A 14,003-nucleotide genomic window follows, 5' to 3' on the forward strand; every position below is an offset into this window, starting at 1 on the left:
ATAGAACAACAATCCTATGAACAAAACAAACCTTTTATTATTTTGTCTGTTTGCACTGCTCCTTTTTCCTGCCGGAGCACAGCAACTGCCCGAGTGGCAAAGCCAATATGCCATCGGTCTGAATAAAGTGAAACCACATACCTATGTATGGCCTTACGCCTCCGAAAAAGAAGTTGTCGGACGCGATCATATATCCTCCCCCTGGTATATGAGCCTGAACGGCCGTTGGAAATTCCACTGGACACGAAACCCAGACAACCGGCCACAGGATTTTTATACCCCCGGCTTTTATACCGGCAGCTGGGCAGACATACAGGTGCCGGGCAACTGGGAACGACAGGGATACGGGACCGCGATCTATGTCAATGAGAATTATGAATTCGACGATCCGATGTTCAACTTCAAAAAGAATCCACCTCTGGTGCCTCACGAAATGAATGAGGTCGGCTCTTACCACCGAACGTTTACCCTGCCTGCCGAATGGGATGGACGCCGGATCGTGATCTGCTGCGAAGGGGTTATCTCGTTTTATTATATATGGGTCAACGGACAACTCTTGGGATACAATCAGGGATCGAAAACGGCTGCCGAATGGGATATTACGGATTATGTGCAAACGGGAGAGAATACGGTTGCTTTGGAAGTGTATCGATGGAGTTCCGGTTCTTACCTCGAATGCCAGGACTATTGGCGGCTGAGCGGGATCGAAAGGGATGTCTATCTCTATGCAACTCCGAAACAATATATCGCCAATTACCAGGCAACTGCTTCTTTGGATAAAAAAGACTACCAGACCGGATTGTTCCACTTGCATGTAGAGATCGGGGGAGAAATAGATAAAAAGAAGACTCTCTCTTACAAATTGACGGATCGTACAAACCGTATGCTTTTATATGGAGAAACCCCCATCGAAAACCACCGGGTAACTTTCGACCAGGAGCAGATTCCTCATGTCGAAAGATGGGATGCGGAACACCCGAATCTTTACAACCTGATTCTGGCCTTAATTGATGAAGAAGGAAATGAAACCGAAGTCACCGGATGCGCACTGGGCTTCCGTACCTCCGAAATAAAAGACGGCCGTTTGTGTATCAATGGCGTTCCCACACTGATCAAAGGAACCAACCGCCACGAGCACTCCCAGTTGGGTCGTACGGTCAGCCGCGAATTAATGCTGAGGGATATCGAATTGATGAAACAATCCAATATCAATACCGTACGCAATTCGCATTATCCGACACATCCTCTGTGGTATGAGTTGTGCGATCAATACGGTCTTTATGTGATCGATGAGGCCAATATCGAATCCCATGGCATGGGATATGGACCGGTCTCCCTGGCAAAGGATACGACCTGGCTGACGGCTCATTTGGACCGGACGGAACGGATGTTTGAGCGTTCGCAGAATCATCCTTCGATCATTATCTGGTCGCTGGGCAATGAAGCCGGCAATGGGATCAATTTCGAAAAAACCTACGATTGGCTGAAAGCCAAAGATCCTTCGCGTCCGGTGCAATACGAGCGTGCCGAGCAAAACTATAATACGGATATCTACTGCCGGATGTATCGCAGTGTGGAGGAGATCAAAGACTATGTAAATCAAAAAGAACCGTCTATTTACCGTCCCTTTATCCTCTGCGAATACGTACATGCGATGGGCAATAGCGTAGGAGGACTCAAAGACTACTGGGATGTTTTCGAACAGGAACCGATGGCACAGGGTGGATGCGTATGGGATTGGGTAGACCAGTCGTTCCGTGAGATCGATGCCGACGGGAACTGGTACTGGTCGTATGGCGGCGACTATGGGCCGAAAGGGATTCCCAGCTTCGATAACTTCTGCTGCAACGGATTGGTCAATGCCTTGCGCGAACCTCATCCGCATCTGGCAGAGGTGAAAAAGGTATATCAGAATATCAAAACGACACTGGTGAAAGAACGCGACCTGAGCCTTTCGATCAAGAACTGGTTCGACTTTTCGAACCTCAACGCATACACCTTGTATTGGGAGATTCGCGACGACAAAGGTCGCCTGGTACGTGAAGGCCGGGAGACGGTGGACTGTGCCCCTCATGCCACCACGACCTTGTCGCTAGGATATATCCCGTTACCCCAAGACGCCCAAGAGGCTTTCCTGACTTTGCGTTGGCGGACCAAAGAAAAACAGCCTTTCTTCTCTTCCGATCATGATGTGGCTTATGATCAGTTTGTTCTTTCTGCGAATAAAAATGCCCAGCCGAACAAAGCAAAAGAGAAATACGCTCCGCTTGTCAATGATGATTATACGTTTGCAAACGATAAGGTGAGCCTTCGCTTTTCACCCGAGACAGGCGCGCTTATCTCTTACCAGACAGACGGAAACGAACTACTTGCGACTCCGGTGACGCTCAGTCTTTACCGTCCGATCACCGATAACGACAACCGCGACCGCCACGGAGCCCGTTTGTGGAAAAAGGCCGGATTGCATGAGATGCGGCAAGAAGTGATTCGCATAAACAAAGGAAAAAATAAAGTGACTGCCGCTGTCCGCCTTGTAAACCAACAGGAAGAAGAGATCGGCAAAGCCACCTTCCACTATCACCTGCAACCGGACGGGGAACTGCGTATCGAAACGTTATTCACTCCGGATACGGCACGCATCCAATCGCTTGCCCGGATTGGCCTTACTTTTGAAATGCCTGACATTTATAAACAGGTCACTTACCTGGGACGTACCGGCACGGAGACCTACGCCGACCGAAAACAATCCGGCCTGATCGGTATAGAACAGACAGATGCCGAACGGATGTTCCATTATTACGTGAAACCGCAGTCGACCGGTAACCGTACGGATATGCGATGGGCGGAAATTACCGATGCGGCCGGCCGTGGCCTTTCGATAAGCTCTTCCCTGCCGTGGCAATTCAGTATCGTTCCTTTCCGTGACGAGACAATCGATAAAGCGACTCATATCAACCAGTTGCAACGTTCCGGAACAGTCACCGTGCATCTGGACGCCGAACAAACGGGCGTAGGTACCGCTACCTGTGGCCCGGGTGTACGACCGGAATATCTGGTGCCGGTAGGTGAGAAACGATTCCGTTTCACCTTACGGCCACTACGGTAAAAGATCTCCCTGGATTATTGGGTGGAAATTCGGATGAGTTAGTGGAAATAAAATTGCCGATATATGTCAGCACTAGTGTCGACATATATCGGCACAAGTGTCGACATATATCAGCACAATTGCCGACGATTGTCGGCAATTGTATTTTCCCGCCATTTTAACTTCCTATCGGTTGAAATGGAAAGAGAAGGAGGACCTTGTTTGCTGATGAATTTTTAGTTCTCAGGTGAAATCTCGTAATCTGTTTTTTGCAGTTCGACCGCTTCTTCGCGGATGATTTGTTTGATGTCGGTAACCCACCCCATCGGTGTTTCTTTTTTTGCCCAAAGACGTATGGAGAGGGGCGACTTCTTATAGATATTCACCTCTCGCACTTTTTTCCGGATATCTTCTTCCGTATCCGTTTCTTCAATATCGATCCTGCCCAGTCTTTCTTCTCCTGCCATAAAAACGATACTGAGGAATGCTTGCGTATGGTTCTTAAGGCCAAAGTTTTTCGGATCTACAGTCCGTACGGCAATGGGTTGGTGTTTCTTTTTCAATTCCGGCTTCAGCTCTGTAAAAGCCTGCCCCAAGGTGTTGTAAATCGAAGCGATTGTCTTTTCGGGCGCTTCGATGTCAAATTGCAGGGTAATCAATACGGGTTTAAGGGACTTTGTATCTGTCAACACCTTCTTCACGGCCGCCGACAATTCTTTTTCTTCTATCAACTGGCCGTTAAACATGATTGTGCCCACTGCATTGACTAATAAAGAGGAGAGTTGCATTTGATCTTCCAATTTTTCATTGATCTCTTTTTGCGGAAGCGAAGGATCTATTCCTTTTTCCAGGAGTAACTTCTCCATCTCTGCTTGGAAAAAGGCGCTCGTGTATTTCCCCTTATCCGGCGAAATAGTTGTATCTTCGCCCGGAAGAAGTTGTTGTAACTGCCGGTCGATATCCGGACTGGCATACGCATACAGCGCAAGGGCTGCTAGCGGCAGGAAAAGAATACTCTTCCAACGCGCTGATTGGTTTGATTGATTTTTGCACATCATAGTAATACGCTTTTTAAGTTTACTTTGATTAAAGCTGTTGGCAAAAGTGTAGGAGCTGGAGCCAACAGCTTTTTTCACTAATAATAATTGATATTTTGTGGCATCGATGCCTGCTTGAAGGACAGCCGTGTCGGCTTGGTATTCATGGATCTCCTGCAGTTCCCGCTTGAGTAACCAGGCGGCCGGGTTGAACCAATGAAGAAGGATTACGGCTTCCATGAGAAGAATGTCCCAGGAATGCCGTTTGTGATAGTGAGCCAGTTCATGCGTGAGGATTTCTTCTGCATGATTCTTATAATCTGTTTCGGAGAGAACGATGTATTTTCCCCAGTTGAATGGGGAGAGCGTTCCGGGCAGTAATACGAGGGTGTAGTCTTTCTTTTGTATCCTTTTGCCTCTGCGTATCAACAGGCATAATCCAATCAGAGAGCGGAATAAAAGAATCCATGTCAGTATGCTGCCGGTCCAATAGATAGCCTTGAAAACGAGAGAGGCGGGGAATGTATAATGTGTGTCATCTGTCTCTTCTTTTTCAGGAAAAAGAAAGCCGGTTTCTTCGTTTCGGTTTTCTTCCCAAATGATCCTTCTTTCCAGTTCAATAAAAGGTTGTTGGATTAAACCGGGACTGCCGGTTTCAATCTTCACCAAAGGAAGAAGCATACAGAGAGTAATGCTTATAAGTAATACCTTTCGGTTGAAACGGAAAAAGGTTTCATTACTTAACAGGACCTTATACGCTAAATAGAAGAGGAGAAGGCAGAAGGTCGACTTCAATAGGTAAATGAGGAAGATACTCATAGTTTATTTTTTACCTTTCTTAATCTGTTCGATCAGTTCCTGCAATTCCTCTACCGTCAGTTCTTCATCTTCGATCAGCGAAGAAACGACGGACGTATACGAATTGCCGAAAAAACGATGTACGACATTGTTCAGGGAACTTTTCCGGTACTGTTCCTGTGTCACCAATGCATAATATTGATAGGTATTCCCATAGGCTTTATACCCGATATAACCTTTCTCTTCCAAGGTGCGCACGATGGTAGATAAGGTATTGTAATGGGGTTTGGGCTCTTCTTGCAGTTCGAGTAACTCTTTGATAAACAAAGGCCCTTTGTTCCAAAAATAAGAAAGAATTTCTTCTTCTTTCGGGGTTAACTTTTTCATATTATCTGACTTCTGTTTTATTGTGGTTTCAAATATAACTATAAATAATGTAAGATCAACTATAAGTTATAGTTGATTGACTATATTTAACAGTTGAAACTGTTTCGTTGAAAGCCTGAGTACCCTGCATTTGCTTCTATTTCCCCCTTTTTTTATCTTTGCGGGAGATTATTCTAAAAACAAACGATTATGCAATTGTCCATTGACCAGAAAGATATCGATAAGTTTCTTATGATTGGTGATAAGGTTCTGATTAAGCCGAAAAATCCACAAAGCCAAACGAAATCGGGGCTTTATTTGCCACCCTCCGTGCAGGAAGGGGAAAAAATACAATCCGGTTATATCATCAAAGCGGGTCCTGGTTATCCTCTTCCCTCTCAAGTGGAGGAACCGGAGGTATGGAAAAAGAAAAAGGAGGAAGAGGTGCATTATCTTCCTTTGCAGGCGCGTGAAGGGGATTTGGCTGTCTATCTGCAAAATGCAACCTATGAGATTCAGTTCAATGAAGAGAAGTACCTGATCGTGCCTCATTCGGCTATTCTGATGCTTGTTCGGGATGAGGGATTGTTCGAATAGGGGCTTTTCTTTTGTCAGAATACTTTAATATTCATATAATTAATGTACTTTTGTTGCGAAAAAGTAAAAGAAACTATCAATAAAGCAATTCATGAGTAAGATTGTAAGTAAAGAACAATTCTCTGCCAATGTAGTGAAACTGGAGGTAGAGGCACCTCTTATCGCCCGTTCCCGTAAAGCTGGTCACTTTGTTATTGTGCGCCTGGGAGAAAAGGGAGAACGCATTCCGCTGACCATTGCCGGAGCTGATATAGAAAAAGGAACGATCACGCTGGTTATTCAGGCAGTGGGAGAGTCGTCTCAAAAAATATGTGCCTTGAATGTAGGCGACGAGATCACTGACCTGGTCGGTCCTTTGGGGCAAGCTACACATGTAGAGAAAGTCGGAACAGTTGTTTGTGCCGGTGGAGGTGTCGGTGTGGCTCCTTTGATGCCTATCGTGGAGGCCTTTCACAAAGCCGGTAACCGGGTGATTGTCGTATTGGCTGCCCGTACCAAGGAGTTGGTCATTCTGGAGGAACAGATGCGTGCCCATTCCGATGAGGTGATCGTGATGACTGACGATGGTTCGCAGGGCACCCAAGGTTTGGTAACCGATGGTATAGAAAGTGTAATCAAACGGGAGAAAGTCGATCTCTGTGTCACGATCGGTCCGGCTATCATGATGAAATTCGTCGCTGCCTTGACAAAAAAATACGAGATACCTACGGTCTCTTCTCTGAATACGATTATGGTGGACGGAACCGGTATGTGTGGTGCCTGCCGTGTTAGTGTTGGAGGCAAGACTAAATTTGTTTGCGTCGATGGTCCCGAGTTTGATGCGCATCAGGTCGATTTCGATGAAATGATCATGCGCCTGGGTGCTTATCGGGATTTGGAAAAGAAATAATAAATCACAAAAGCTTTATGACTACAGCAGAATTAATCGCCGCCCGTCGTGCCGAACCTTGGAGAGAAGCATTACGTAAAAGCAAAAAAAATAAAGAACGCACGGATATTCCCCGTGTAAAAATGAACGAATTGGATGCCGCTTATCGCAGCCGTGTCCGTAAGGAGGAGGTCAATCTGGGACTGACCGCAGAGCAGGCTTTGGTAGAGGCACAACGTTGTTTAGACTGTGTCAACCCGACTTGCATGGAAGGTTGTCCGGTGAATATCAATATTCCCTCTTTCATCAAACACATAGAGGTGGGAGAGTTTCTGGATGCAGCCCGGGTATTAAAAGAAACAAGTGCTTTGCCGGCTGTTTGCGGACGGGTTTGTCCGCAGGAGAAACAGTGTGAAAGTCTTTGTATACATACCAAGATGAAGAAGGAAGCGGTAGCTATCGGTTACCTGGAACGCTTTGCTGCAGACTATGAACGGGAGAGTGGAAACATCTCTGTTCCCGAAATAGAGCAGCCGAATGGAATCAAGATTGCGGTGGTCGGTTCAGGACCTGCCGGTCTTTCTTTTGCCGGGGATATGGCCAAGCAGGGATATACAGTGACCGTCTTTGAAGCCTTGCATCAGATTGGCGGCGTATTGAAATATGGTATTCCGGAATTTCGTCTTCCCAATGCGATTGTAGATGTCGAAATAGAAGGCTTGCGTCAGATGGGGGTTCAGTTTATCTCCAACTGTATCATCGGCAAAACGATTAGTTACGAAGATTTACATGAAGAGGGATTCAAAGGTATTTTTGTGGCCAGTGGTGCCGGTTTGCCTAACTTTATGAATATACCGGGAGAAAACCTGGTCGGGGTGATGTCGTCGAATGAATATCTGACGCGTGTAAACCTGATGGATGCCGCCGATCCGGAAAGTGATACGCCGGTATTGCAAGGGAAAAGGGTAGCTGTTATCGGTGGTGGTAATACGGCAATGGACTCTGTGCGTACGGCTCGTCGTTTGGGAGCAGAACGTGCGATGATTGTCTATCGCCGCAGCGAAGAAGAGATGCCTGCCCGCCTGGAAGAAGTAAAACATGCGAAAGAGGAAGGTATTGAATTCCTTACCTTGCATAATCCGATAGAATATCTTGGCGATGCGTCTGGTCGTGTGCAACAAATGCGTCTGCAGAAGATGGAACTGGGGGAAGCCGATGCTTCGGGACGTCGCCGTCCGGTGCCGGTAGAAGGTGCTGTGGAGACTATAGAGGTGGATGAGGTGATCGTGAGTGTGGGAGTATCTCCCAATCCGCTTATCCCGAGTGCTTTCCAGGGCCTTGAAGTGACTAAATGGGGAACGGTGGTTGTCAATCAGGAGACCATGCAATCCGCTATTCCGGATGTATATGCCGGAGGGGATATTGTGCGTGGAGGAGCTACAGTCATCTTGGCTATGGGAGACGGGCGGAAAGCTGCTGCTGCCATGCATGCCCATTTGAAGAAAGCCTAAAGAAAATATAAACCCTGTTATATGCCTCGTATCTGTTCCGTAGAGAAGGGATACGAGGTTTTTTTATATAAAAAAACTGCCCCAACCGATGTCAGGGCAGTTAAACACTAATCCATCATGTTTTGTAAGCTGTGAGAAAGGATTAGCATAAAGTAAACAACTTCTCAAAATTATCCTTTTTTCTCTAAAATTTCCAAGGTGTCGGATGCGATGGTATATTCTTCGTCCGTAGGAACGACCATAATGGTGACTTTGCTATCCGGGGTGCTGATTACCATCTCTTCCCCACGCATGCCGTCGTTCTTTTTCACATCTAATTTCATGCCCATGTATTCCATGTCCTGGCAAACCACTTCCCGGGTGCGCCATTGGTTTTCTCCCACACCTCCGGTGAAGATGAGGATGTCGCATCCGCCCATGGCAGCTGCATAAGCACCGATGTATTTTTTGATTCGGTAGTTATATACGTTCATGGCCAGGATCGCCCGACGATCGCCTTCTTCTATCGCTGCTTCTATCTCACGCATATCGGAAGAGATGCCGGAAAGTCCCCATACACCGCTCTGTTTGTTGATCATATCGGAAAGTCCCTGAGAGTCTAATCCTTCTTTGTTCATCAGGAAGGAAAGAACGCCTGCATCTACATCTCCGCAACGTGTACCCATCAATAAACCTTCCACAGGGGTTAATCCCATAGAGGTGTCGATGCTCTTTCCGTCTTTAATGGCGGTGATGGAACCTCCGTTGCCTATATGAGCGGTAATGATGCGCTGTTTTTCGTAAGGAACACCTAATACATCACAGGCACGTTTGGATACATAGCGATGGCTTGTTCCGTGAAAACCGTAGCGACGGATACCGTATTTTTTATAATATGAATAAGGCAAGCCATACATATAGGCATAATCCGGCATGGTCTGGTGGAATGCCGTATCAAATACGCCTACCTGAGGGATGCCCGGTAATAATTTCTCCATGGCACGGATCCCTTTCAGGTTCGGTGGGTTATGCAGAGGGGCCAGGTCGATACATTCAACCATCTTGCCGATTACTTCCGGGGTGATTTCAACACTGCTGCTGAATTCTTCTGCCCCATGAACCACGCGGTGGCCTATGGCGTCAATCTCTTTGTAGGACTGAATGCAACCGTATTTTTCGTCCGTAAGGATACTTAATATAAATTCGATGGCAACCGTATGCTCCGGTAGTTCTTTTTCCAAAACGACTTTTTCGCCATTAGGTAAGGTGAATTTCAGAAAAGAGCCGGGTAATCCCAGTTTTTCAACTCCCCCTTGTGCCATCACTTCCCGATTAACCATATTGTACAATTTGTACTTTACGGATGAACTTCCACAGTTCAATACTAATATCTTCATTTTTAATTTATATTTTGTATCGTTTCTTATTTCGTTGTTTTTAATCCTATGGCCTGGTTGCTTGTGATGGCTACCATTTTGTAAATATCATCGATGGAACAACCCCGTGATAAATCGTTTACCGGAGCTCCCATTCCTTGTAAGATAGGACCAACAGCCTCAGCATCACCCAGTCGTTCTACCAGTTTGTAGGCAATATTTCCTACTTCCAGGGTTGGGAATACCAACACATTGGCTTTTCCTGCGATCTCGCTTCCCGGAGCTTTCTTGGAACCGATGGCTTCTACCAAAGCTGCGTCGGCTTGCATTTCTCCATCTACCTTCAGGTTTGGATCCATTTCTTTGGCCAGGCGAGTGGCTTCTACAACTTTGTCTACCATTTCATGTTTGGCACTTCCTTTGGTAGAGAAACTCAACATAGCTACACGGGGATCCATGCCTACGATAGCTTTTGTTGTCTGTGCAGTTGCAACGGCTATTTCTGCCAGTTCGGGGGCCGTAGGATTAGGCATTACAGCACAGTCGGCAAACACCAATACACCGTCTGCTCCATACGTTTTGTTTTGAACAAACATCAAAAAGGCACCGGATACAACACTCATGCCCGGAGCGGTCTTTATAATTTGTAATGCAGGACGTAAGACATCCCCGGTAGTGTTTTGAGCACCGGCAATTTCTCCATCAGCATCCCCTGCTTTTATCATCAAACAACCTAAGTACAAAGGATCTTCTACCATCACGGCAGCCTTTTCAGGTGTCATACCCTTTTTCTGACGCAATTGGAACAGGAGGTCGGCATACGCCTCCTTCTTTTCATGACTTTTAGGATCTACAAGAGTCGCTTTTCCTATATGTTTTAGTCCGAATTGGGCTGCCAGGCTCTGGATTTCAGCCGGGTTTCCTATTAAGATGATTTCAGCTACTTCGTCGGCCAGTAAGCGGTCGGCTGCTTTAAGGGTTCTTTCTTCTGTTCCTTCAGGAAGAACAATGCGTTGTTTGTTTGCTTTAGCGCGGGAAATAATGTCTTGCATCAAATTCATGGCAAAAGATCGTTTTTTTATATTATTTAGTAAATGTTAGCCACTTTCGAGGACAAAAGTACTCAAAATGCAATATAGAGATTACAAAAACAGGGGGAAATATTATCTCAAGATAACAATTTCAGAACATTTAACTATTGTTTACCACTTCTCGTTCACCGGAGAGTATTTGTTGCAACTCTTCTGCCGAAACATGGATACTCATTTTGCCGTTTTGGGCAATAGAAATCTTTCCGCGTTCTTCAGAAACGATAATGACGAGGGCGTCCGTTTCCAGCGACATGCCTAATCCGGAACGGTGTCTGAGTCCCAGGTCCTTGGGTAGGTTGGCATTTTGGGCTACGGGCAATATGCAGCCGGCCGCTTTGATGCGGTTGTCTGCAATAATCATAGCTCCATCGTGTAAAGGACTGTTTTTAAAGAATATATTTTCGATCAACCGGGCATTAACGTCTGCGTTAAACATTTCTCCCGTATGTACATAAACGGATAGATCCACATCTTGTTGGATGACAATCAAGGCTCCAGTCTTTTTTCGCGCCATATTCATACAGGCCAATACAACGGGAGCGATGTATTTTTTCTTATCGGAATCTTCTGTTTTTCTGGAAAAGAGACTGCTTAGAAATTTCCATCCTCTGTGAGAGCCTACTGCCAACAGGAAACGCCGGATCTCATCTTGAAATAAGATGATAAGAACCAGGAAACCGACACTGATGAACTTATCCAATATCGCTCCCATCAGACGCATTTCCAATATCTGTGACATCAGAATCCAGACGACAAGGATAGAGATGATCCCGCTGAAAAGCGCAATCGATCCGGAGTTCTTCATGAGTTTATAAATCTGGAACAAGAAGAAGGCTACCAGTAAGACATCAATCAGGTCTTTTATGCCAAAATGCATCCACATAATATTCTATTCGTTGACAGTTAGTTTTTCAACAAGGGTGACCGCTTCAACAGCTTCTTTGACATCGTGTACCCGTAATATATTTGCCCCGTTCAATAAGGAATAGGTATGCAATACCGTCGTTCCGTTCAGACTCTCGGTAGGGGTGCCTCCCAAGAACTTATACAACATGCTTTTACGGGAAATACCTACCAACAAGGGAAGGTTGAATGCCTGAAATTCTTTCAGGTTGCTCATTAACTCATAATTCTGATCCGTTGTTTTACTGAAACCGAATCCGGGATCAAGGATAATATCTTTTACGCCTAACTGATGTAATTGACGTACTTTCTCCGCAAAATAAAGCATAATCTCCTCCTGCATATCCGTATACTGTGTGTATTCTTGCATGGTTTGCGGAGTGCCCAGCATATGCATAAGGATATAAGGGACTTGTAATTGCGCCACTGTAGAAAACATAAGGGGATCGATTTGTCCTCCTGAAATATCATTGATGATAGCTACGCCATATTTCTCCACACACTGCCGGGCTACCTCTGCCCGGAAAGTATCGACCGAAATAATCAGATCCGGATAATGACGGTTGATTTTCTCTAAAGCAAAAGACAAACGATTCATCTCTTCCTCGGCAGAGACTTCCTCGGCATCCGGTCGGGAAGAATAACCACCCAGGTCAATGATTTTACCTCCTTCCCGGAGAATGGTTTGTATGCGTTCCTCGATAGCTGTTTCTGTTTGTTTCCGGCTTGCAGCATAAAATGAATCCGGTGTCACATTCAGGATCCCCATGACGAGAGGTTTTGCCAGAGAGAGAAGTTCTCCTTTAATATTCAGTGTTTTGTCGGCCATTGTTCCTGCTTTTGGGGCAAAAGTACAATTTTCTTCAGGAAGAATGAAGTTTGTGGATTGAAGATTTAGTACATTTGTAATAAAAACAAGGGAAACATAATTTTGAACGGAGGATACATTCATGCTCATTCCAGAACTCTATGAACTTTTCTTACATAATCCGGTCGTAACCACGGATAGTCGCAACTGCCCGCGAGGCTCTATCTTCTTTGCTTTAAAAGGAGAACATTTTGATGGCAACCAGTATGCCGCCAAAGCTTTGGCCGCCGGGTGTAACTATGCAGTTATTGATAATTCCGATTATTATACAGGCGAACGTACGATCCTGGTGGAGGATGCCTTGGTGGCTTTGCAGAAGCTGGCACAGCGTCACCGGAAAGTAATCGGACTGCCTGTTATTGCCATCACAGGGACGAATGGGAAAACGACTACGAAAGAGTTACTGGCTGCCGTTTTGTCTACCAAATTCAATATATTATATACGGAAGGAAACCTCAATAATCAGATTGGTGTACCTCTCACCCTGCTCCGTTTGAATCATGAGCACGAGATGGCTATCATTGAAATGGGCGCCAGTCACCCCGGGGATATCAAAGAATTGGCAGAGATAGCCCAACCCAATTACGGTATTATCACGAATGTGGGATGTGCCCATCTGGAGGGCTTCGGTTCGTTTGAAAATGTGAAGAACACCAAAGCGGAGCTTTACGACTATCTTCGTCGGGTAAAAGGAAAGATATTTATAAAGAAAGAAGACGAGGTCTTGCAATCCGTAGGCAAAGGCCTGGAACAAATAACCTATGGCTATGGAGACAGCTCATTCGCTTCCGGACAGATTGTGAGTAACGATCCTTTTCTGACGCTTCAATGGAAGCAACAAGGAAAGATAAACATGATTCAGACTCATCTTATCGGAGATTATAATATAGATAATGTATTGGTGGCAGTAACCGTCGGACGTTATTTCAAAATCCCCTCGGCCCGCATTAACCGGGCGATTGAATCCTATGAACCGTCCAATAACCGTTCGCAACTCAAAGAGACAGCCCATAATGTGCTTATTATAGATGCATACAATGCCAATCCGACCAGTATGAAAGCTGCTTTGACGAATTTTGCCTCCATGACCTTCCACCCGAAAGCGATTATCCTGGGAGATATGTTCGAATTGGGTGAGGGGAGTGATGAGCTGCATGCGGAGATTGTCAGTACAATCAGGGAATGTGATTTTGATAAGGTCTTTTTATGTGGGAAGCATTTTGCACAGGCAGGAGAAGCCTTTTCTCCTTATGTAAATACGGAAGCCTTGATAGAGGCCTTGCAGGCATCTTCACTCAAAGGCTATCATATCCTGATTAAAGGATCCAGAAGCATGGCCCTGGAAAAAGTAATAGAGTTTCTCTGATTCTTGTCTATACACAAGTATGATTTCCCCGTTGCGTACATATCTCTGGGGAAATGATCGTTTCGTTATGAATTAGTTGAATTCAAACATTCTTTCTTTTATTTTGTAAGAAAAAAGTAATAAAAACAACGTTTTTTATTTGTTGTATCAAAAAAGAC

11 protein-coding genes are annotated in these 14,003 nt (G+C 45.5%); 5 read left to right on the plus strand and 6 right to left on the minus strand.

Translation table 11 applies throughout. The features are described 5' to 3' along the window. The first annotated feature begins 16 nt into the window (after positions 1-16). Entirely contained in the window at positions 17-3,106 is a 3,090-nt protein-coding gene (locus D0T51_RS04490) for a glycoside hydrolase family 2 TIM barrel-domain containing protein (protein ID WP_163725757.1), read from the plus strand. A gap of 215 nt (positions 3,107-3,321) precedes the next feature. On the opposite strand, the gene D0T51_RS04495 is transcribed toward D0T51_RS04490, so the two are convergent. Beyond that, a complete protein-coding gene (locus D0T51_RS04495; RefSeq protein ID WP_163725760.1) occupies positions 3,322-4,941 on the minus strand; it encodes a M56 family metallopeptidase in 1,620 nt (539 codons plus the stop codon). Positions 4,942-4,944: 3 nt separating this feature from the next. Then, positions 4,945-5,307 (minus strand): BlaI/MecI/CopY family transcriptional regulator, encoded by a 363-nt coding sequence (locus D0T51_RS04500; RefSeq protein WP_163725763.1) that lies wholly within the window; start codon positions 5,305-5,307, stop codon positions 4,945-4,947. Positions 5,308-5,496: 189 nt separating this feature from the next. On the opposite strand from D0T51_RS04500, the gene D0T51_RS04505 reads away from it, so the two are divergent. From D0T51_RS04505 to gltA, 3 genes are all read left to right on the plus strand, one after another. Beyond that, a complete protein-coding gene (locus D0T51_RS04505) occupies positions 5,497-5,883 on the plus strand; it encodes a co-chaperone GroES family protein (protein ID WP_163725766.1) in 387 nt (128 codons plus the stop codon). A gap of 91 nt (positions 5,884-5,974) precedes the next feature. Then, the gene (locus tag D0T51_RS04510; RefSeq protein WP_163725769.1) at positions 5,975-6,772 is read left to right on the plus strand and encodes a sulfide/dihydroorotate dehydrogenase-like FAD/NAD-binding protein; all 798 of its coding nucleotides are present in this window, start codon (positions 5,975-5,977) and stop codon (positions 6,770-6,772) included. A gap of 17 nt (positions 6,773-6,789) precedes the next feature. After that, positions 6,790-8,262, plus strand: a complete 1,473-nt coding sequence (gene gltA, locus D0T51_RS04515) for an NADPH-dependent glutamate synthase (protein WP_163725772.1) — start codon at positions 6,790-6,792, stop codon at positions 8,260-8,262. Between the two features lie 170 nt (positions 8,263-8,432). Here the strand turns inward: gltA and D0T51_RS04520 are convergent, their stop codons facing one another. From D0T51_RS04520 to folP, 4 genes are all read right to left on the minus strand, one after another. Then, positions 8,433-9,638: an acetate kinase gene (locus tag D0T51_RS04520; protein ID WP_163725774.1), complete on the minus strand. Its 1,206-nt coding sequence runs from the start codon at positions 9,636-9,638 to the stop codon at positions 8,433-8,435. A 26-nt stretch (positions 9,639-9,664) separates the two neighbouring features. Further along, positions 9,665-10,678, minus strand: coding sequence for a phosphate acetyltransferase (gene pta / locus D0T51_RS04525; RefSeq protein ID WP_163725777.1), 1,014 nt, complete (start codon positions 10,676-10,678; stop codon positions 9,665-9,667). Between the two features lie 130 nt (positions 10,679-10,808). Next, positions 10,809-11,591: a diadenylate cyclase CdaA gene (gene cdaA, locus D0T51_RS04530; RefSeq protein WP_163725780.1), complete on the minus strand. Its 783-nt coding sequence runs from the start codon at positions 11,589-11,591 to the stop codon at positions 10,809-10,811. A 6-nt stretch (positions 11,592-11,597) separates the two neighbouring features. Further along, positions 11,598-12,440 carry a dihydropteroate synthase gene (gene folP, locus D0T51_RS04535; protein WP_163725782.1) on the minus strand — a complete coding sequence of 281 codons (843 nt, stop codon included), beginning with the start codon at positions 12,438-12,440 and terminating at the stop codon, positions 11,598-11,600. A gap of 121 nt (positions 12,441-12,561) precedes the next feature. Here folP and murF point away from each other — a divergent pair, with 121 nt between their 5' ends. Next, positions 12,562-13,845, plus strand: coding sequence for a UDP-N-acetylmuramoyl-tripeptide--D-alanyl-D-alanine ligase (gene murF / locus D0T51_RS04540; RefSeq protein ID WP_163725786.1), 1,284 nt, complete (start codon positions 12,562-12,564; stop codon positions 13,843-13,845). Positions 13,846-14,003: the final 158 nt, after the last annotated feature.

Origin of the sequence: Parabacteroides sp. 52 (assembly GCF_010500925.1) — a bacterium.
Classification (GTDB): domain Bacteria; phylum Bacteroidota; class Bacteroidia; order Bacteroidales; family Tannerellaceae; genus QVMG01.